23 protein-coding genes and 1 pseudogene are annotated in these 17,211 nt (G+C 73.5%); 9 read left to right on the forward strand and 15 right to left on the reverse strand.

The features are described 5' to 3' along the window. Positions 1–20: 20 nt before the first annotated feature. Positions 21–173, forward strand: a pseudogene (locus ACIQFU_RS21260) (PfkB family carbohydrate kinase); the annotation flags it as partial. A gap of 6 nt (positions 174–179) precedes the next feature. On the opposite strand, the gene ACIQFU_RS21265 reads toward ACIQFU_RS21260, so the two are convergent. Together ACIQFU_RS21265 and ACIQFU_RS21270 are read right to left on the reverse strand one after the other, a co-directional pair. Beyond that, entirely contained in the window at positions 180–974 is a 795-nt protein-coding gene (locus ACIQFU_RS21265) for a methyltransferase domain-containing protein (protein WP_402553497.1), read from the reverse strand. Positions 975–1,042: 68 nt separating this feature from the next. Then, positions 1,043–1,675, reverse strand: coding sequence for a uridine kinase (locus ACIQFU_RS21270; RefSeq protein ID WP_402553498.1), 633 nt, complete (start codon positions 1,673–1,675; stop codon positions 1,043–1,045). Between the two features lie 213 nt (positions 1,676–1,888). Here ACIQFU_RS21270 and ACIQFU_RS21275 point away from each other — a divergent pair, with 213 nt between their 5' ends. Further along, on the forward strand, positions 1,889–2,368 hold the full coding sequence (locus ACIQFU_RS21275) for a DUF1772 domain-containing protein (protein ID WP_402553500.1): 480 nt from the start codon (positions 1,889–1,891) through the stop codon (positions 2,366–2,368). A 346-nt stretch (positions 2,369–2,714) separates the two neighbouring features. On the opposite strand, the gene ACIQFU_RS21280 is transcribed toward ACIQFU_RS21275, so the two are convergent. Both ACIQFU_RS21280 and ACIQFU_RS21285 read right to left on the reverse strand, forming a co-directional pair. Next, positions 2,715–2,990 carry a DUF397 domain-containing protein gene (locus ACIQFU_RS21280; RefSeq protein ID WP_402553501.1) on the reverse strand — a complete coding sequence of 92 codons (276 nt, stop codon included), beginning with the start codon at positions 2,988–2,990 and terminating at the stop codon, positions 2,715–2,717. Then, on the reverse strand, positions 2,991–3,851 hold the full coding sequence (locus ACIQFU_RS21285) for a helix-turn-helix transcriptional regulator (protein WP_402553503.1): 861 nt from the start codon (positions 3,849–3,851) through the stop codon (positions 2,991–2,993). It lies immediately after the preceding gene. A 282-nt stretch (positions 3,852–4,133) separates the two neighbouring features. Here ACIQFU_RS21285 and ACIQFU_RS21290 point away from each other — a divergent pair, with 282 nt between their 5' ends. Then, on the forward strand, positions 4,134–4,784 hold the full coding sequence (locus ACIQFU_RS21290) for an ATP-binding protein (RefSeq protein WP_402553504.1): 651 nt from the start codon (positions 4,134–4,136) through the stop codon (positions 4,782–4,784). After that, entirely contained in the window at positions 4,775–5,215 is a 441-nt protein-coding gene (locus ACIQFU_RS21295) for a hypothetical protein (RefSeq protein ID WP_402553506.1), read from the forward strand. Before ACIQFU_RS21290 ends, ACIQFU_RS21295 begins: the two co-directional genes overlap by 10 nt. A gap of 52 nt (positions 5,216–5,267) precedes the next feature. Here ACIQFU_RS21295 and ACIQFU_RS21300 read toward each other — a convergent pair whose 3' ends face one another. From ACIQFU_RS21300 to ACIQFU_RS21310, 3 genes are all read right to left on the reverse strand, one after another. Beyond that, positions 5,268–5,453, reverse strand: a complete 186-nt coding sequence (locus ACIQFU_RS21300) for a hypothetical protein (protein ID WP_402553507.1) — start codon at positions 5,451–5,453, stop codon at positions 5,268–5,270. A 155-nt stretch (positions 5,454–5,608) separates the two neighbouring features. Further along, positions 5,609–6,298, reverse strand: coding sequence for a DUF899 domain-containing protein (locus ACIQFU_RS21305; protein ID WP_402553509.1), 690 nt, complete (start codon positions 6,296–6,298; stop codon positions 5,609–5,611). 244 nt (positions 6,299–6,542) lie between these two features. Then, positions 6,543–8,408 carry an FUSC family protein gene (locus ACIQFU_RS21310; protein WP_402553511.1) on the reverse strand — a complete coding sequence of 622 codons (1,866 nt, stop codon included), beginning with the start codon at positions 8,406–8,408 and terminating at the stop codon, positions 6,543–6,545. Between the two features lie 311 nt (positions 8,409–8,719). Here ACIQFU_RS21310 and ACIQFU_RS21315 point away from each other — a divergent pair, with 311 nt between their 5' ends. Next, the gene (locus tag ACIQFU_RS21315; RefSeq protein ID WP_402553513.1) at positions 8,720–9,088 is read left to right on the forward strand and encodes a VOC family protein; all 369 of its coding nucleotides are present in this window, start codon (positions 8,720–8,722) and stop codon (positions 9,086–9,088) included. Positions 9,089–9,142: 54 nt separating this feature from the next. Here ACIQFU_RS21315 and ACIQFU_RS21320 read toward each other — a convergent pair whose 3' ends face one another. Further along, complete coding sequence (locus ACIQFU_RS21320) at positions 9,143–9,916, reverse strand: nucleotidyltransferase family protein (protein WP_402553514.1); 774 nt, start codon at positions 9,914–9,916, stop codon at positions 9,143–9,145. 149 nt (positions 9,917–10,065) lie between these two features. On the opposite strand from ACIQFU_RS21320, the gene ACIQFU_RS21325 reads away from it, so the two are divergent. Together ACIQFU_RS21325 and ACIQFU_RS21330 are read left to right on the forward strand one after the other, a co-directional pair. Further along, the gene (locus ACIQFU_RS21325) at positions 10,066–10,479 is read left to right on the forward strand and encodes a RidA family protein (protein WP_402553516.1); all 414 of its coding nucleotides are present in this window, start codon (positions 10,066–10,068) and stop codon (positions 10,477–10,479) included. Next, positions 10,476–10,946, forward strand: coding sequence for a GNAT family N-acetyltransferase (locus tag ACIQFU_RS21330; RefSeq protein WP_402553518.1), 471 nt, complete (start codon positions 10,476–10,478; stop codon positions 10,944–10,946). Before ACIQFU_RS21325 ends, ACIQFU_RS21330 begins: the two co-directional genes overlap by 4 nt. Before the next feature lie 28 nt (positions 10,947–10,974). Here ACIQFU_RS21330 and pip read toward each other — a convergent pair whose 3' ends face one another. Further along, the gene (gene pip / locus ACIQFU_RS21335; protein ID WP_402553520.1) at positions 10,975–11,946 is read right to left on the reverse strand and encodes a prolyl aminopeptidase; all 972 of its coding nucleotides are present in this window, start codon (positions 11,944–11,946) and stop codon (positions 10,975–10,977) included. Positions 11,947–12,008: 62 nt separating this feature from the next. Further along, entirely contained in the window at positions 12,009–12,722 is a 714-nt protein-coding gene (locus ACIQFU_RS21340; RefSeq protein ID WP_402553521.1) for a uracil-DNA glycosylase, read from the reverse strand. Positions 12,723–12,848: 126 nt separating this feature from the next. Here ACIQFU_RS21340 and ACIQFU_RS21345 point away from each other — a divergent pair, with 126 nt between their 5' ends. Further along, entirely contained in the window at positions 12,849–13,388 is a 540-nt protein-coding gene (locus ACIQFU_RS21345) for an RNA-binding S4 domain-containing protein (RefSeq protein ID WP_402553523.1), read from the forward strand. Between the two features lie 27 nt (positions 13,389–13,415). Here the strand turns inward: ACIQFU_RS21345 and ACIQFU_RS21350 are convergent, their stop codons facing one another. Next, complete coding sequence (locus ACIQFU_RS21350) at positions 13,416–13,853, reverse strand: DoxX family protein (protein ID WP_402553525.1); 438 nt, start codon at positions 13,851–13,853, stop codon at positions 13,416–13,418. Positions 13,854–13,960: 107 nt separating this feature from the next. After that, entirely contained in the window at positions 13,961–14,647 is a 687-nt protein-coding gene (locus ACIQFU_RS21355) for a class I SAM-dependent methyltransferase (RefSeq protein WP_402553527.1), read from the reverse strand. Between the two features lie 172 nt (positions 14,648–14,819). Between ACIQFU_RS21355 and ACIQFU_RS21360 the strand changes: the two genes are divergently transcribed. Beyond that, positions 14,820–15,077, forward strand: coding sequence for a DUF6343 family protein (locus tag ACIQFU_RS21360; protein ID WP_402553529.1), 258 nt, complete (start codon positions 14,820–14,822; stop codon positions 15,075–15,077). 56 nt (positions 15,078–15,133) lie between these two features. Here the strand turns inward: ACIQFU_RS21360 and ACIQFU_RS21365 are convergent, their stop codons facing one another. The 3 genes from ACIQFU_RS21365 to ACIQFU_RS21375 are packed head-to-tail and all read right to left on the reverse strand — an operon-like array spanning position 15,134 to position 17,173. Beyond that, the gene (locus ACIQFU_RS21365) at positions 15,134–15,514 is read right to left on the reverse strand and encodes a tetratricopeptide repeat protein (protein ID WP_402553530.1); all 381 of its coding nucleotides are present in this window, start codon (positions 15,512–15,514) and stop codon (positions 15,134–15,136) included. Positions 15,515–15,563: 49 nt separating this feature from the next. Next, on the reverse strand, positions 15,564–16,202 hold the full coding sequence (coaE, locus tag ACIQFU_RS21370) for a dephospho-CoA kinase (RefSeq protein WP_402553532.1): 639 nt from the start codon (positions 16,200–16,202) through the stop codon (positions 15,564–15,566). 32 nt (positions 16,203–16,234) lie between these two features. Next, positions 16,235–17,173, reverse strand: a complete 939-nt coding sequence (locus tag ACIQFU_RS21375) for a PAC2 family protein (RefSeq protein ID WP_402553533.1) — start codon at positions 17,171–17,173, stop codon at positions 16,235–16,237. Positions 17,174–17,211: the final 38 nt, after the last annotated feature.

Consider the following 17,211-nt stretch of genomic DNA (forward strand, 5'->3'; position numbering starts at 1 on the left):
CGCCGTCGCCGCGGGACAGCACAGGCGCGGGGGACGCCTTCACCGGCGCGTTCCTCGCCGCACTGCTCAGCGGCGCGGAGCCCGAGAAGGCGGCAGCCACCGGGTGCCAGGCAGGCGCACAGGCAGTCGAAGAGGTGGGCGGGAGACCCCCCGGACGGGCGGCCGCCGGGTAGCCGCGGTCACCCCTTGCGGCCCCACGCCGAGATCATCGGCGCCGTCGCGAGGTCCATGTCGCCGGCCGCGACGTTCGCGAGGTGGCGGTCGATGTCGTCGTGGGAGGCCACCCCGGCGGAGACCAGCTGGTCGCGGATCTGTCGTACGGTCGCCGACTCCAGGGCGGCGCACGCGGGCGAGGTGACCGGGAAGTAGGCGTCGGCCTCCACCCGGTGCAGGCCCGCCTCCCGCAGCAGCCGGGGCAGCCGGCGGCCGTAGGACAGGTCGGCGCCGCGCTGGGACAGCAGTTGGCGGAAGCCGTGCCGGAGCCTGTTCGCCAGCTGCTGCTCGGGACCGTGCTCGTCGGGGCAGAGCAGCGGCTGGAGCGCCGGGTCCGCGTCCTCGACCAGGAGCCGGCCGCCGGGCCGCAAAGCCCTGATCATGGACCGCAACGCCCGCTCCCGGTCGGGGACGTGGACGAGTACGAGCCGCGCGTGCACGAGGTCGAAGCCGTCCCCCGGCGGTTCCTCCGCGCCGGCGTCGTGCACCCGCACCTCGACCGGCGGCCGGCCGGCCGGGGCGACCCGTGAGGTGTCGATGTCCGTCGCGAGGACCCTGCCGGTCGGCCCCACCCGCTTGGCCAGCCACGACACCACGGAGGTGCCGCCTGCCCCGACCTCCCAGCAGCGCCACCCCGGGCCGACGCCGAGCGCCTGGAGGTGCCGGAACGTGGTGGGGTCGAAGAGCGTGGCGAAGGCGTCGAAGCGCTCCGCAGCCTCGGACTGACCGTTGTCGAGGAGGTATCCGTCGGTTCGCGTCATGCTGCGATCATCCCAGTTGTCCCGCTTGCCCGAAGGGGGCGACGCTCCGGCGCCGGCGGCCCTCCGGGTCAGCCGTTCCAGGCGGGACGGCGTGGATCGTCGGCGCGCACCAGGACGTCGGCGGTGCCGGACGGGTCGGCATCCTCCTCGTAGCGCTCGAAGGCGGGCAGGGTCCAGTGCTCGGACTCGGGAGTGCGGCGGCGCAGCGCGCCGGGGGTGAGGACGAGATGGACGCTCAGGTCCAGGGGGAACCAGTGGCGCAGCAGAAAGGGACCGTGGAGCAGCAGCACGCCGCCGGCGGGAAGCCGGGAGCGGGGGCTGCGGGTGGCGCGGTCGGTGACGGGGTCCCACAGGTCGGGCAGGAGCCGCCCGTCTCCGCCGGGGCCGAGGGGGTCGAAGACCTCGCGCCACAGGGCGCCGATGTCGTACCAGCCGCTGTAGTAGGACTCGACGTCCTGGTGCCCGTACTCCAGACGGAGTGAGGCGGGCCGCAGGAAGCCCTCCGTTCCCACGACGAGCGAGGGGCGCCCGCGGACGCGCAGCGCCTCACCGATGCGGTCGGCGAGGTCGCCGGGGCGGGCGGCCGGGGCGCCGTCCAGGGCGACGCGCGTCCAGGCACTGCCGTCGGCCGGCTCCAGGTCGAGCAGTCGCTCGGCAAGCCGGTCGCCGAGCCGGTCCCAGGTGATCGCTTCCAGTCGCACCCGCCCATGATGCGTCACCCCGCGCGCCGCCCGTCGCGTCGGTCGTGCGGGCGGTCGCCGGCCCGGCCGCCTGGACGCCCGCACATGGCCCCGCGGCGCTCGGCCATGGTCACCGAGCCGTCGCGGAGGTTGACTTGGGGTGATCGGCGGCCGGTGCCACAGGGCGGGCGGCCACCGGGACGACGGCTGCTCGACGGGTGGGAGTGGACTGACATGATCGACGGACCGTACTTCGTGCTGACGGTGCTGGGCGTACTCGGGACCGGTGTGATGGCCGGTGTCTTCTGCGCCTTCTCCACCTTCGTCATGCGGGGGCTGGCCGCGCTGCCGCCGGCCCAGGGCGTCGCCGCGATGAACGCGATCAACACGGCCGCGGTACGGCCGGCCTTCATGTCCCTGTTCCTCGGGACGACGGTGCTGGCCGCGGTGATCGCCGTGGTGACGATCGTGCTGTGGCCCGACGGCGCGGCGGTCGAGCTGCTGCTCGGCAGCGCGCTTTACCTGGTGGGCTCCTTCGGGGTCACGGCGGCCGCCAACGTGCCGCGCAACACCGCGCTGCTCCGGATGGAGCCGGGCTCCGCGGAGGCGGCCGCCCGCTGGCCCGGGTACGTGCGCGAGTGGACGGCCTGGAACCACGTCCGTGCGGGTGCCTCGGCCGCCGCGGCGGTGGCGTACGTGCTGGCCCTCGCCTGAGTCGGTGGGGGGGGGCACGACGGCGCCGTGCCGTCACCCCGCGCCCGGCCGCCGCCGCACGCGGGGCACGGCTCGCGGGCCACCGCCCCTACCGGGGGACGACATCGTTTTCCGGGGCGGCCACCGGGTCGCCGAGGTCGGGATGCCACGGGTGCACCCCGACGCCGGGTTCGGCCGGGCCGGCCCGGCCCGGCGAGGAACTCCTCACGCGAGCTCTCGTGTGCCGTGTGCCGTGGCCCCCCGGCCATCGGGCCTTTCACTCCAGGTGGTGGGTTCTCGTCGCGGTGGGTGATCGACTCGGTTCAGTGCCAAACAGCTTAGAAACAACAATCAGCGAACGCGGGGTTCAGGACAGCAGGAAGTCCGCCTCTCCCGCCTTCGCGCCCTCGATGAAGGCCGTCATCTCGGCCGTGGTGTAGATGAGCGCCGGCCCGTCCGGGTCGGTGGACTGACGTACCGCGATCCGGCCGTCGGCGAGCTTCATCGCCTCCAGGCAGTTGCCTCCGTTGCCGCCGCTCCACGGCTTGTGCCAGCCCTCGCTGCCCAGTTCACGGGCGGGCATGCCGTTGTAGATCCGCTCACCGCGGGTCAGTGGCGGGCGCTGGGGTTTGATGCGGTTCATTCACAGCTCCTTGCGGAGATCCCGGAGGATCTCCTTCGTGCGATGTGCCGTGGCGGCCTGCGCCGCCATGCGGTCCATGACCTCGAGGTGGGTCGCCACCTCGGCACGCGCGTCGAGGTAGACGGCGCCGGTCAGGTACTCGCTGTAGACCATGTCCGGGAGTTCCGGCATGGCGAATCGGAACAGCACGAAGGGCCCGTACGTACCGGGGTGCGGCCCGCTCGCGAACGGGGCGACCTGCAGCGTCACGTTGGGCAGCTTCGCGGCCTCGAGCAGCCGGTCGATCTGGGCCCGCATCACCTCCGGCCCCCCGACGGGGCGGCGCAGCGCGGTTTCGTCCATCACGACCCACAGCCGGGGTGCGTCGTTACGGGTGAGCAGTTCCTGGCGTTGCATGCGCAGGTCGACGTGGCGCTCGATGTCGTCCGGCCGGGTCTGTCCGACGGCCCCGGAGCGCAGCACCCCGCGCGCGTAGTCCTCGGTCTGCAGCACTCCGGGGACGAAGTGGGGCTCGTAGGAGCGGATCAGGGAGGCCGCGCCCTCAAGGCTGACGTACAGCGAGAACCAGCCGGGGAGGATGTCGTGGAAGCGCTGCCACCATCCCGGCTTGTTGGCGTCCTCGGCCAGCCGGACGAACGCGTCGGCCTCCTCGTCGCCGACCCCGTAGGCCTTCAGCAGGAGCTGGAGGTACGGGATCTTGAGGGCGACCTCGGCCATCTCCATGCGGCGCACCGTGGCGGGGGCGACGCGCAGGATGCGGGCGGCTTCCTCGCGCTTGAGACCGGCACGTTCCCGCAGGTCCAGCAGGCGCCGGCCGAGTACGACCTGGCCGACCGTCGGCGCGGACCGCGGCTCGCTCACCGCCCACCTCCTGAAGAGTCCCTGAGAGTCCTTGCGTCCCTGTTCCGTTGTACGGAGTTCCGTCGTACGGACAGCCACGGCGAGATCCGGCGTGTCCTGGTGCGGACAGCCCGGCGGCGCCATTCGAAGGTCCGTTCGAAAGCCGGAGAGGCGTTTCGGACGACCTGAAGTGGCGCCGCTCGACGTGCTGTTGCGAGCAGTGTGCCACGCCCGTCCAGAACGTCACACAGCACTCTGCATTTTTCAGAGTGACACTTGCCAAGTGTTCACGGCGGGGCGATAGTGGCAAGCGTGATTCCGTCCGCGCCCTTAGGAACAGACGCCACCGTGGGCTCCCTGGGCCTCGGTGCCGCCATGGGAGCCGGCTCCTCGGGAGCCACCACCGCCGAGCGCCGGTTCCGTTTCGAGCTGGCCGCCCATCCGGGCTCTCCCTCACAGGCAAGACGCCTGACCCGGGCCCGGCTGAGCGGCTGGGCGGTGTGCGAGGACACCTGCGACACCGCGGCCCTGGTGGTCTCCGAACTGGTGACCAACGCGATCGTGCACACGGCGAGCAGACACATAGTGTGCGAGCTGCACGACGCCGACGACCTGGTCCGCATAGCCGTGCGCGACGAGGGCTGTGCCCCCGGCCAGCCCCACCCCTCGGCCGATCAGCAGCCCGAGGACGAACACGGCAGGGGCCTGCTCCTCGTCGACGCCCTGTGCGACGCCTGGGGCGCCCACGAGCACGGTCCCGGACTGCTGGTCTGGGCCGAGCTGCCGCGCAAGGCCGACGGACCGGCCGGCCCCGCGGAGCCCCACAACGACCTGGGCTGGGGCGCCCGGCCGAAGCCCGGCCCCGCGGACACCCCGGGAGACGAGGGCGAGGCGGAGTCCCGCCGCCGGGAGAGCCCGAAGACACGCCGCGGAACGGGGACCGAATGGGTATGAGGGCTGCGTCCGGCATCCGACCGCTCGGCCTGGACACCGTGGTCCGCCTCCAGCGCGGACGACGCACCGCCGGGACACCCGTGCGGCTGCCCGTGCCGGACGGCATGACGGCACCGCTGGGCTGCGACGCCGTGGCGGTACCCGCCCTCCTCGCCCAGCAGGTACTGCCCCGGCTGCCGCGGGTGGGGTGCGTCTACGCCGATGAGACGCACTGGTGGTGGATCGTTCCGTCCGACTCCGACTACGCCCTGGAGTGGCCGGCGCCCGCGCGCTACGCCACCGGTGCGGTGGTCCCCGGCGCCGCGGGCGTCCCCGGCCTCCTGCACCGCTCGGACGGCACGGTCCCCTACACGCCGCCCATCCCGCTGTACCTGGCCCTGTGCCGGCTGACGAACACGACGCCCACCTGGTCGCGGACGGTGAGCGCGTAAGTGCTGTGAGCGGGCAGGCGCTGTGAGTGCTTGGACGCCGGGCGGCCGCGTGTCAGGCGGCGGCGTCACCCGCGGCGTCGCCACGGCGCACGACGACCAGGAACATGTCCGAGGCGAGGTCCATGACGACCTCGGCGGCCAGGCCTTCCAGACGCCGCGCCTGTGCGAACTCCTCCGCCGGCCAGGATCCCCGCGGCCCGCCGGCGGGAAAGCGTTCGAGCACCGTTCGCCCGTTCACTCCGCACCTCCATGTAGCGCTGTACTCGTAGAGTTAAACGCCAACCATGGAGCGAACGCCTCGCACGGTGATGGTACTGAGACATAGTTGACACCCGTTCACCGCAAAGTGTGAGCGGCGCCTCGGCCGTCCGGCCGTTTCCGCTACGGAGCGTCTCAGTCCTCGTACTCGTCGTGGTATCGGACTCTCCCACTGCCCACAGGCGCACCGAGAGCCGCCGCGCGCCCCTCTGGTTCCTCCCACGGCTCCCGTCGGCCGAGCGCCGTCAGGTCGAGGAGGCTGGTGGTCGAACCGAGCCCGTCCAGGCCTCGCCCGTACGTGGAGTAGGTGTGGAAGACCCGTTCGCGGTCCCGCAGGAAGCAGCTGAGCCCCGGCCGCTCGACCGGCTCGCCCTCCTGCTCCAGGGTCGCCTCGAAGTCGGTGTTGAAGTCGCTGACGTACGACGAGTACCAGGGCAGGGTCCAGCCCATCCGCGCCTTGAACGGCAGGATCCTCGGATACGGCGCCCGGGAGACGGCCGCGAACGACGTACCGCGCGCCCTGAGGTGCGCGAGGTGCCCGACCTGGTCCAGGAACGCCGAGCAGCCGCGACAGCCGGCCTCCCACTCGGGCGCGAACATGAAGTGGTGGACGACGAGCTGGTCCCGGCCCTCGAAGAGGTCGAGCAGCGTGGCCTTGCCGTCGCCGCCCTCGAAGACGTACTCCTTGTCGACCTCCACCATGGGCAGCCCGCGCCGCTCGGCGTTGAGGGCGTCACGCGCGCGGATGGCCGCCTCCTCCTTCACCAGTAAGGCCTCGCGCGCCGCGCGCCAGTCCGCGCGGGTGACGATCTCGGGCAGCGACATGGCTCCAGCCTCCTGTGCGACATGCGTCGTGCTTCGGTCCGACGGCCGACGGTCCGAAGCCCTCGGGCCGTCCGGGTGGTGACCGACGGACGGAGCGGAACTCATCGCTGCCCGGCAGGATTCTTTTCAACAGGTCACTGAACGGTGTCCGAACGGGTCTTTCAGGTGCCGTACTCCTGGACACGCGCCGTGCGTGGGCCGGCGGGTCGGGCGGGCTCGGCGGGCCCGGGCGGAGAAGGCGTCGTCACGCCGACGTACGGTGCCGCCCCACGCGCCCGCGCCGCTCTGCGAGTTCGTCCCGCAGCGCGGCGAGCCGTTCGGTGTGGCGGGGTGTGAGCCGCCCGGTGTCGTCGAGGTGCACGGCGCACGCGGTGGTGGTGTCGACGAGCCGTTCGAGCACCGCGGCGACCTCGTCGGTGCCCTCGGAGTGCCGGGCGAGAGCGGGCAGTTCGGCGGCGGCGCGGGCGATGGCGGCGCGGGCCTCGGCAAGCGTGCGGTAGGCCTCACGGCGCAGCGTCCACCGGGTGGCGCGGTCGTCGGACTCGCTCAGTACGTGCGTGAGGTAGGCGTGCGCGGCGGCCTCGGCGGCGTCGAGGCCCGCCCGGAGACCGGCGCCCCGCTGCCCCGGTACCGGCAGGTGCCCGACCACCAGCACGATCGCGCAGGCCAGCAGCGTCTCCCCGATACGCCCCGCGGAGGCCGGCGGTTCGCCGCCGACCATCACCAGGGCGAGGACGAGGACGGTGACGACGGTCGTCTGGGCGGCGAAGTGCCGCGCGGCGACCGGCACCAGGGCACCGCAGACGGCGACCAGGACGACGAGCCCCTGTGGCCGGGGCAGTACGGCCGCGAACCCGGCGAACAGCAGCGCGCCGAGCACCGTTCCGGCCGCCCGGCACAGCACCCGGGACGCGAGCGGGCCGAGGTCGGGCTTGACGAGGAAGACGGCGGTGGCGGGCAGCCAGTACCAGTGCTGGTGGGAGCCGTACCAGTGGCCGTGGTGCAGCGCTTGGGCGACGGCGGCGCTTGCCCCGAAGCACAGCCCGGCCCGCATTCCGTACTCCCGGCCGCCGGCGCCGAGCACGGCGCGCGCGAGGGAGCGGGCCGACCGCCTGCGCGTGTGCAGGTCCGGGCCCCCGCCCTGGTCGAAGGCCTCCGCCGCGTGCAGCAGGGCGTCGTCCAGGGCGCGCAGGGCGGGATCGGTCCGGCTGGGCGCGGGCAGCGGCCCGGCGTGGGTGTTGGCGCGGACGGCGGCCGCGAGCCGCCGGGGCCCTTCGGCGGCCCGTGCGGGCACGGCGTGCTCCGCCCAGGCCAGCGCGGTCGCGGCCTCGCCGAGGGGCAGCGCGGCGGCGTACTGGGCGTGCAGCCGCCGTTCGGCCGTGGTGGAGGCACGGCGCCGCAGCCGGGGCCCGGCGAGCGCGTCCTGCGCGTGGTCGAGGGCTGCGGTGAGCGCGGCCCGCCGGGCCACGGCATCCCCCGTGCCGACCGCGCCGAGCAGCCCGGCGACGGCCTCGTAGACGTCGGCGACGGCCGCCCGTTCCCCGTCGAAACGGAAGTCGAGACGCAGGGCGCCGGTGAGGGAGGTGGGCGTGGGCAGGACCAGCCGCAGCAGGAGCAGCCATCCGGCCCCGGCGAGGAAGGCGAGCACGCACTGCCGGCCGGGTTCGGGCAGCGGCATTCCGGCACCCACGGCACTGCCGACCAGCAACTGCGTCCCGGTCGCCGACGCCACCGGCCCGACGGCACTGACACCACCGGCGACCAGCCCGAGCCCGGTCAGCACCAGGGTCAGCGCCACGGCTCCGAGGTGCTGCCCGGTGTACGTCCCGACGAGCAGCCCGAACGCCCCCGCGAGCGCGGGTACGCCGATCCGGCGCACGGAGGCACGGCGACTGCCCGGCCGGTCGTTGATGCCGGCCAGCATCGCGGCGATCGCGGCGACGACCCCGAGGGAGGCCCGCCCGGCGGCCAGGGCCACGATCAGCAACGGCCCGCCGGCCAGGGCACCCCGGACCACCGCGTTCCAGGGCACGGGGCCGCGCTGGGCGTTCAGGGCGTGACCGAGCCAGGGTGGGAGCGGGAGGGCAGCGCGGCGGGTGGTGCGGGACACGGGGTGCGGGCTCCTGTCGTCCGGTGGGCGAGAGTGCCTCCGGGCGACGCCGGCCGGATGTCGGGCGTGCCGTCCAGCGTACGGCCGGCTCATGAGGGGCGGGAAACGGGCGGGTTTCGGCGATGTGACGAGTCGCCCCGGTCGGCGCACACGCCCTCGCAGACAACCGGGGCGTGCGGTCCGCTCCGGCGGGCGGTGACCCGGCGGGCGGCGGTCCGGGCCGTGGATCGTTCGGCGGGGCGGTACGCCGATGAGTTCACCGCGCTCGAACGGTCTGCCCAGCGACACGACCGTTCTTCGACAGGAGTGCCATGTCCACCATCCAGCCGGTGATCCTCACCGCCGACCATGACGTCCTGCTCGACTTCTACACGCGCTTGTTCGGCGCCGAGAGGATCTTCCGGGTGCCGGAGGAGGGGCCGGTCTTCTACCTCGGCCTGCGCATCGGCGACACCGATCTCGGACTGGTGACCAAGGCGAATCCGGGGACCGGAGTACCACCGCGGATCCTGCTCAGCATCGCTGTCGACGACGTCGACGAGACGCTCGGCCGGGTGACGGCGCTGGGCGGCTCGGTCGACGGCGGCCCCAACGACATGCCGTGGGGACAGCGCGTCGCCCACATCCAGGACCCCGACGGCAACCCCGTCAACCTGACCCAGCCGATCCCGCCCCGGTGACGCGGTTGCGGGTGCTTGTGCCGGTCGTGGGCCGGCCGCGGACCGGTGTGGGCGTCAGCCCGCTTCCACGGCCTCGCGCAGCAGCGCCTCCGCCCGCGTCACCGACCGCTCCAAGGCCAGTGGCTCCGGCCTCAGGGCCGCCACCAGCGCGTCCATCCCGCCCAGCCCGGCCCGCGCGACCATCCCCTTCTCGTTCGTCACCCACTCCCCGCGTGCCGCCAGCACCGCGTGTGCGGTCTGGGTCGTGGCCAGGGCGAGGGCGCCGGCGACCTGGGTGAGGGCGCCCCTGGGGGCGTGGCCGGCCTTGGCGTAGGCGAGGGTGGCGGTGGCGGCGCCGTACCACCGGTCGGGGGCCGTGATGCGCAGGGCCTGCGGGTAGGCGGGGCGGGGCAGGCCGCCGCGCAGCACCTTGTTGACCGCCAGTTCGGCCACCACGAGGTACGTGGGGATGCCCGCCAGGTGGAACATGAGCGGTTCGACGCCGAAGCGGCCTGCCCGGGCCTCCGTCATCTCGTGTCCGACCGCGTCGAGGTCGCGGTAGTGCACGTCGACCCGGCGCTCGTCGATCGTCAGCCAGGCACCGCCGTTGAACACGCCGCCGCCCCACGCGCCGATCTCCGAGACCTCGCCCTCCCAGCCCACGGCCCGGAGGTCGTCCGGGTCGAAGGCGCCCCGGTAGTAGACCGCGAGGTCCCAGTCGCTGTCCGGTCCGTGCGTTCCCTGGGCCCGGGAGCCGCCGAGGGTCACCGCGCGGACCCCGGGCAGGGCGGCGAGCCGGTCGGCGGTGGTGTCGAGGAAGGCCTGGTCGGTGGGGTGGGGCGTGGGCACTTGGGGCGGGCTCCTGGCGTGAGGGGGCGTGGCCGGTTCCGGGAGCCTAGGCGGCCGGGGTGCGGGGTGCGAGTGAAATTCGGGTGCGTGGCGCGGGCGGAGAACGGACGATCGGGAGGTTGTCCGCCCGTCGTCTTCCAGGAGTCCACGTGATCCAGCGTGTCACCGTGCCCGGTCTCTTCCCGCCGCCCGTCTACTCCCACGCCTCCGTCGTCGAGGCCGGCACCAGGCTCGCCTTCCTCGCGGGCTCCGTTCCGCTGGACGCGGAGGGGAAGCTGGTCGGTGAGGGGGATCCCGTACGCCAGGCCGGGCAGGTGATCGCGAACCTCACCGAGCAGTTGCGCGCCGTCGGGAGCGGCCTGGAGCACGTGCTGTCGACCGACGTGTACGTCGTGAGCACGGAGACCGCCGCGCTGTCCGCCGTCTGGGACGTCGTCGAGGCGTCCGGGCTCAGCGCGGGTCCGCACTCCTCGACGCTGCTCGGGGTGGCCTGTCTCGGGTATCCGGGGCAGCTGGTGGAGATCACCGCGACCGCTGCCGTGCCGGACGGCGGCCGTCCGTGAACCGGGGCGCGGGAGCCGAGGCGGTCGTCCTGCGGCGCGCCTCCACCGCCGACGCGCGTGCGGCGGCCGACGTCTGGCTGCGCTCCTTCGCCGCCGCGCTGCCGAGCATGGTCCGGCCGCACTCCGACGCCGAGGTCCGTGCGTACTTCCGGCACGTGGTGGTGGAGCGGCACGAGGCGTGGGTGGCGGAGGAGGCCGGGGGCGCGGTGGTCGGGGTGATGGTGCTGGAGGGCGAGGAGCTGTGGCAGCTGTACCTCGCCCCCGAGCGGCGCGGGCAAGGCATCGGGAACCGGTTCGTCGCGCTGGCCAAGGAGCGGCGGACGGGCGGGCTGTCGTTGTGGACGTTCCAGGTCAACCCGCCCGCGCGCCGCTTCTACGAGCGGCACGGTTTCTCGGCCGTTCAGTGGACGGACGGCACCCGGAACGAGGAGCGGGAGCCGGACGTGCGCTATGTGTGGCGGCCCTAGGTCGCTGCGCCCCGCGCCAGCGCGTTCCTCACACCCCGGTGTCACCGCGCGCGTACTTGTCCGTCGCCGCGATCAGGGCCTCGTCGCCGGCCGCTCCGGCGTCGTGCCCGGCCTCGTCCACGACCACCAGTTCGCTGTCCGGCCAGGCGTGGTGGAGGCGCCAGACGATGCCGAGGAGGTTGCCGAAGTCGAGGCTGCCCTGGACCAGCGTGCCGGGGACGCCCTTCAGCAGGTGCGCGTCCCTGAGGACCACGCCCGCGTCGTTGCCGTCACCGAGGAAGTGGTCGTTGCCCCAGTAGTGCGTGACGGTACGCGCGAAGCCCATCCGGAACTCCGGGTCCCGGAACCGGGCGACCGAGCCGGGTGGTGCCGGGATCGTCGCCGTCTCCCAGTCGGTCCAGGCCCGCGCGGCCCGTTCCCGCACCGCCGCGTCGGGCGACTCCAGCAGGCGGTTGTACGCGGCCGCCAGGTTGCCGTCGCGTTCGTCCGGGGGCAGCTCGGCGAGGAACCGCTCGTGGGCCTCCGGGAAGACGTTCCCCAGCCCGCGGGTCAGAAGGGCCACTTCCGGGTCGGAGCCGGTGGCGACGCCGGTCAGCACCAGCTCGGTCACCGCCCCGGGGTGCGCCTGCGCGTACCGCAGGCCCAGGACGGAGCCCCACGACACACCCCACACCAGCCACCGCTCGATGCCCAGGTGGGCCCGCAGTCGCTCCAGGTCGGCCATGAGGTGGGGGGTCGTGTTGACGCTCATGTCGGTGTCGTGGGCACTCGCGCGGGGCAACGACCGTCCGGCGCCCCGCTGGTCGAGCAGGACGATCCGGTAGGCGGTGGGATCGAAGTACCGCCTCAGGCCCGGACTCGCGCGACTGCCCGGTCCGCCGTGCAGTACCAGCGCAGGCTTGCCGTGCGGGTTTCCGCAGGTCTCCCAGTAGACGTGGTTGCCGTCGCCGACGTCGAGCATGCCGTGGTCGTACGGTTCGATCTCCGGATACAGGCCCATCGGAGCACCGTAACCGTGTCGGTCGGGGGTACTCACCCGCTTTTGGACGGGGGCGTCACCGGTCACCGGACGGGCAGGCCCGCCGTCTCCGCCGCCGTGCGCAGCACGTCGCGCAGCATCTCGGGGGTGAGCCGGCCGGTGAAGGTGTTGCGCTGACTGACGTGGAAGCAGCCGAAGAGGTGCAGGTCCGGTCCGTCGGCAGCGTCCAGCCTCACGCGTGCGCCGTGCGCGAAGGGCGGGCGGGGTCGGGGCACCGTCCAGCCCGCCCCGGCGAACGCGGGCAGTACGGCCTGCCAGCCGAAGGCACCGAGGACGACCACCGCCCGCAGCGTCGGCCGCAGCAGCTCGAGCTCCTGCACCAGCCAGGCCCGGCAGGTGTCCCGCTCGGCCGGGGTGGGCTTGTTGGCGGGCGGGGCGCAGTGCACCGGCGAGGTGACGCGCACGCCGTACAGTTCCAGGCCGTCGTCCACGCGGACCGCGGTGGGCTGCGAGGCGAGGCCCACGTCGTACAGCGCCTGGTAGAGGACGTCCCCGGAACGGTCGCCGGTGAACATCCGGCCGGTGCGGTTGCCGCCGTGGGCGGCGGGGGCCAGCCCGACGATCAGCAGCCGCGCGTCCGGCGGGCCGAAGCCGGGTACCGGCCTGCCCCAGTACGTCCAGTCGGCGAACGCCGCCCGCTTGGTACGGGCCACCTCCTCCCGCCACTCGACCAGCCTCGGGCAGGCCCGGCAGCCCGCGATGCGCTGGTCGAGTACGCAGAGGCCACCGGTGTCCATGCGTCCACCGTAAGACCGTCCCCGGCCCGCGAGTGCCACGCCGGGGCTCCGGCCCCCGGACCGGGCCGGCCGTCGGCCGGGGAAATCCCCGCCCGTGCAGTCGTGCCGGGCGGTTAAGGTCGAGGCATGGCTTCCGAGCATGACGAAGGCGGAAACGGCCGAGCGGCCGCCCCGCGGGACGGTGCCGCTCCCGCCGCCGGGACACCGGACCCGAAGACCGCCGCGGCGGTCGCCGCCGCCGAGGCGGCCGGGCCGCAGAACGGCGAGAGCGTCCGCGTGGACAGCTGGATCTGGGCCGTCCGCCTGATCAAGACCCGCTCCCTGGGCGCCACCGCCTGCCGCGGCGGCCATGTCCGGGTGAACGGCGAGCGGGTGAAACCCGCGTACTCGCTCCGCGTCGGTGACGAGGTGCGCCTGCGGCAGGAGGGCCGGGAACGCGTCGTCGTCGTGAAGCGGCTGATCCGCAAGCGAGTGGGTGCCCCGGTCGCCGTCCAGTGCTACATCGACAACTCCCCGCCGCCCCCGCCCCGCGAGGCGGTCGCCCCGGCCGGCATCCGCGACCGCGGCACCGGCCGCCCGACCAAGCGCGATCGCCGCGACATGGAGCGGCTGCGCGGGCTGGAGGGCCTGAGCAGCTCTCGGAGGGACGCCGGGGGCAGGCCCTGAGCCCGGCCGTGGCGCGGCCACGCTCGGTCAGCCCCTTCGGACCCACTGCCGCGCCAGGCGGCGCAGCTCCTCGTTGTGCCCCCGGCGGACCCGGGCGACGATCAGGAGCGGCACCATCAGGATGAGCGGTGTCGCCGCGTTCTCACCGTCGAAGTAGGTGAGCTGGACGACGAACGCGCCCACCATCAGCGCGCTCAGTGCCGTCGCCGCCACCGACTGCAGCACCGGGACCACGAGGGCCACCGCTCCCGCCAGCTCAAGGGCACCGATCGCGTACATGCCCGCGTCGCCCCAGCCCATCTCGGCGAAGGTGTCGGCCGCCGAGGAGTGTCCGATCAGCTTGGGCAGGGCACTGGCGACGGCGAAGAACAGTGCGAGGAGCACCTGCACGACGCGCAGGGCGACCCGGGGTCCACGCCCGCGGGCCGGCAGGGCGGTGGTGGGGGAAGTGGTGGTCTCGGACATGGCGGTCTCCCGGGCTGAGTGGTCCGTGCTGCTGTCGGGATCCAGACCGCTCGCCGACCCGGAACTCATCGCCGGACCGATGCCTTCCTCCGCCCCCGCTCTGGCCGCTACCCCTGCCGCACGGGCACGGCTCTCACCCACGTCCCGTCGTCGGTGAGGTACCGGTCCACCGCGAGTCCCGCCTCCCCGAGCGCCTCCTCGAACTGCTCCCTGGACAGCGGCCGGGCCCGGAAGGTCTGCGTCCAGACCGCGTCCGGGAACTCGTACTCGGCCCGGACCGAGTTGACCCCGTCCCCCACCGGGTCCGCCGACAGGATCCGGACCGTGAAACCGCTGGGGTCCACCCGCTCACGCGGCAGATTCGTGTGGTAGTCCGCCCCCTCTCGCTGGATCAGTACACAGCCGTCCGCCGCGACGTGCCGGACGCAGGTGCGCAGCAGCCCTCTCCGCACCTCGGCGTCCCCCGCGTGTACGAGGAACGACGCGAGCATCACCGCGTCGAAGCGCTCGTCGAGGTCGAGGTCCTCGATCGGGCTGCATATGGTGCGCGCCCCCTGCACGCGCTCCAGCATCTCGGCGGACTCGTCCACCGCGGTGACGGTGAGGCCCCGCTCCAGCAGGGGGTGGGTCATGCGTCCCACACCACTGCCCAGCTCCAGCACCCGCGCGCCCTCGGGCACGGCGGCGGCGACGATCTCCGGCTCGGCTCCCGCGGGCAGCCGCGAATAGAGCTCGACCGCGCAGCCGTCCGGGGTGATGGCGCCGGGTCCCGTGCCCTGGTGTCCCTCTCGCATTTTCAGCTCCATGCCCGTCCAACGGACCGCATCCGTACGCCCGTTCCCTTCCGGCCCCGATTCACCCGACCGAGTGAAAGCACCCGGTCTCGTGGTGCGGCAGGCCCGGCGGTACGCCTCGCTTCCCCCTCGCGGGCCGCCGGAGTACGTTCGTTGCAGGAGTGGTGAACCCATGCGTACGGGCAGTGAACCGACCACCGCGCGCAGTGCCCTGCGGGCGCGGTTCTGGCTGAGTCTGTGGGGGCTGGTCTGGGCGATCTTCGGCACGGCCGCCTTCGCGCTCACGGGACGGTTCGGATGGGCGCTCGCCTGCGGTGTGCTGTGGCTGATCGTCACGGTCGACCTGGCCGTGGTCCTCCGGCACATCCGCCAGGGCCCGCACTACCAGCCGGGCCGGAACATCCCGCCGTACCTGCCGCCGAAGCGCTGACCGTCCCGCCGACCGGCCGTCCCCCGGGCCGTCCTCACGTCGCACAGCGGCGGCCGTCAGGAGTCGAAGCGGGCCTGCTGCAGATACTCCGGGTTCGGGTCCAGCGCCGCCGCCAGCCGGAAGTGGCGCCGGGCCTGGTCCGGGCAGCCCCGGCGCTCGTAGGTGCGGGCGAGTGCGAAGTGCGCGAACGCGTTGTCCGGCTCGCGCTCCAGGACGATGGTGAACTCCAGCTCGGCCGGTCGCAGTTGCGCCGCGGCGAAGAAGGCACGCGCACGCAGCATCCGCGCGGCGGTGTTCTCGGGATGGGCGCCGATGACCCCGTCGAGGAGCTTCACCGCGCCGCGCGGGTCCCGCGCAGCGAGCAGTTGCTCGGCGGCACGGAAGTCGATGACGTTCGTCTCCGGCGTACGTCCGGTCGAACCGCTTGTCTCGGGCACGGCAGAGTCCTTCCCTCGCTGGAAGGGAACAACGCACGTGCGGGGACCGCTATTCCGTGCGCCGCTCGGCGTGCTGTTCCGCGTGCCGTTGCTCGTGCGCCTTGCGCACCAGTTCGGCCCACACCTCCGTGACGCGACGGCGCAGCTCCTCGAGCGGTACGTCGTTGTCGACGACCACGTCCGCGATCTCTCGGCGCTGCTCGCGCGTCGCCTGGGCGGCCATGCGCGCCCGCGCGTCCTGCTCGGTCATGCCGCGCAGCCGTACCAGCCGGTCGAGCTGGGTGGCGGGGCCGGCGTCCACGACGACCACCAGGTCGTACAGCGCGGCGAGGCCGTTCTCCGTGAGCAGGGGGACGTCGTGGACGACGACGGCGTCCTCGGCGGCGGCCTCCTCCAGGGCGCGGGAGCGCTCACCGACCAGGGGGTGCACGATGCCGTTCAGGACGGCCAGCTTCTCCGGGTCGGCGAAGACGATCGAGCCCAGTTTCGGCCGGTCCAGGCTGCCGTCCTCGGCGAGGACGTCCTCGCCGAACGCCTCCACGACCGCGGCGAGCCCCGGTGTCCCGGGGGCGACGACCTCGCGCGCGATCCGGTCGGCGTCGATCAGTACCGCGCCGTGCTCGACGAGGAGCCGGGACACTTCGCTCTTGCCGGCACCGATACCGCCGGTCAGGCCCACCTTCAGCATGAGCGGAAGCTTAGAGGGTGCCGGTCGGGGCGTCAGTTGTCGCCCTCCCGCTCCGCCAGGAACCGTTCGAACTCGCGGCCGATCTCGTCCGCGGAGGGGATGTCGACGGGCTCGGCGAGCATGTTGCCCCGGGTCTCGGCGCCCGCGGCCGCGTCGTACTGGTGCTCCAGGCCCTGGACGAGGGCGGTGAGCTCCTCGTCGCCCTCCTGGATCTGCCGGTCGATCTCCGTCTGGGTGCGGTGGGCGTCGGTGCGCAGGGAGTGGGCGATGCCCGGCAGCACCAGGCCGGTCGCCGCGGTGATCGCCTCCAGGACGGTCAGCGCCGCGTCCGGGTACGGGGAGCGGGCGATGTAGTGCGGGACGTGCGCGGCGACGCCGAGCACGTCGTGGCCGGCCTGCGCGAGCCGGTACTCGACGAGCGCCTCCGCACTGCCCGGAACCTGCGCCTCCTCGAAGGGGCTGCGGTGGCCCGGCACGAGATCCGTGCGGGTGCCGTGCGGGGTGATGCCGACGGGCCGGGTGTGCGGGACGCCCATGGGGATGCCGTGGAAGCTCACCGACAGACGCACGCCGAGCCGCTCCACGATCTGGCGCACGGCGGCGGCGAAGCGCTCCCACTCCACGTCCGGCTCGGGGCCCGACAGGAGCAGGAAGGGCGCCCCGGTGGCGTCCTGGACGAGCCGCACCTCGATGGTGGGTTCCTCGTAGTCCGCCCAGGTGTCGCGCTTGAAGGTCAGCAGCGGCCGACGCGCCCGGTAGTCCACGAGCCGGTCGTGGTCGAAGCGGGCGACGACCTGGTGGGGCAGCGAGTCGAGCACCTGGTCGACGATCTGGTCGCCGGTCTCGCCCGCGTCGATGTATCCGTCGAAGTGGTACAGCATGACCAGTCCGGCCGACTCCTGGGCGAGTGCCATGTCGACGACGGCAAGGCCCTTCGGCTCCCAGGCGTACAAATCCTGCGGATCAAGCACAGTGACCGCTCCCCTCCTCGTGTTCACAGGTGACAACG

It is taken from the genome of Streptomyces sp. NPDC093065 (genome assembly GCF_044754585.1).
In the GTDB taxonomy this organism is placed as follows: Bacteria; Actinomycetota; Actinomycetes; order Streptomycetales; family Streptomycetaceae; genus Streptomyces.

Bases quoted from the DNA above. Each gene is read 5' to 3' on its own strand.
- ACIQFU_RS21295 (WP_402553506.1), top strand. From the start codon at position 4,775: ATGGGTATGAGGGCTGCGTCCGGCATCCGACCGCTCGGCCTGGACACC.
- ACIQFU_RS21275 (WP_402553500.1), top strand. From the start codon at position 1,889: ATGATCGACGGACCGTACTTCGTGCTGACGGTGCTGGGCGTACTCGGG.
- ACIQFU_RS21345 (WP_402553523.1), top strand. From the start codon at position 12,849: ATGGCTTCCGAGCATGACGAAGGCGGAAACGGCCGAGCGGCCGCCCCG.
- ACIQFU_RS21305 (WP_402553509.1), bottom strand. From the start codon at position 6,298: ATGTCGCTGCCCGAGATCGTCACCCGCGCGGACTGGCGCGCGGCGCGC.
- ACIQFU_RS21340 (WP_402553521.1), bottom strand. From the start codon at position 12,722: ATGGACACCGGTGGCCTCTGCGTACTCGACCAGCGCATCGCGGGCTGC.
- ACIQFU_RS21360 (WP_402553529.1), top strand. From the start codon at position 14,820: ATGCGTACGGGCAGTGAACCGACCACCGCGCGCAGTGCCCTGCGGGCG.
- ACIQFU_RS21350 (WP_402553525.1), bottom strand. From the start codon at position 13,853: ATGTCCGAGACCACCACTTCCCCCACCACCGCCCTGCCGGCCCGCGGG.
- pip (WP_402553520.1), bottom strand. From the start codon at position 11,946: ATGGGCCTGTATCCGGAGATCGAACCGTACGACCACGGCATGCTCGAC.
- ACIQFU_RS21280 (WP_402553501.1), bottom strand. From the start codon at position 2,990: ATGAACCGCATCAAACCCCAGCGCCCGCCACTGACCCGCGGTGAGCGG.
- ACIQFU_RS21315 (WP_402553513.1), top strand. From the start codon at position 8,720: ATGTCCACCATCCAGCCGGTGATCCTCACCGCCGACCATGACGTCCTG.
- coaE (WP_402553532.1), bottom strand. From the start codon at position 16,202: ATGCTGAAGGTGGGCCTGACCGGCGGTATCGGTGCCGGCAAGAGCGAA.
- ACIQFU_RS21265 (WP_402553497.1), bottom strand. From the start codon at position 974: ATGACGCGAACCGACGGATACCTCCTCGACAACGGTCAGTCCGAGGCT.
- ACIQFU_RS21355 (WP_402553527.1), bottom strand. From the start codon at position 14,647: ATGCGAGAGGGACACCAGGGCACGGGACCCGGCGCCATCACCCCGGAC.